The sequence below is a fragment of the Bradyrhizobium sp. Kon56 genome (assembly GCF_055807635.1).
The window spans coordinates 1-297 of record NZ_JBVVOU010000335.1 but is presented as its reverse complement, the minus strand read 5'-3'; the positions used below and the strand labels follow the sequence as shown (position 1 = coordinate 297).

At 57.6% G+C, this 297-nt stretch carries 1 protein-coding gene; it reads left to right on the top strand.

The window, feature by feature from the left end; translation table 11 throughout:
- Positions 1–297: Tc toxin subunit A (locus tag AC0L3B_RS39210; protein WP_473383118.1), on the top strand; the 297-nt coding region annotated here is incomplete at both ends.

The window sequence follows — 297 nt, the reverse complement described above, 5'->3', positions numbered from 1 at the left end:
GCTCATCCCTGGGCGATAACCAAGATGTCGCCGCCGATAGCGATGCCACCTACCAGGCCTTGTTCAAGGAAAACTGGGAACAGTTCTGCGCCAGCTCGTCCATAGCCGCGGTCGATTCGCCGGCTGCCTACTTGCGTGCGCTTTATCTGTTCGCCCTGCAATTGGAAGAGAACGCCAAGGGGACAGACGCGATCAAGTTGTCGAAGCGGCGTGAGGACCTCAAGGAGCTGGTGATTGACCAACACAGCGCTGCGGAGCAGGTACCCATGTTGGCAATCGTCAATCAGACCTTGCTAC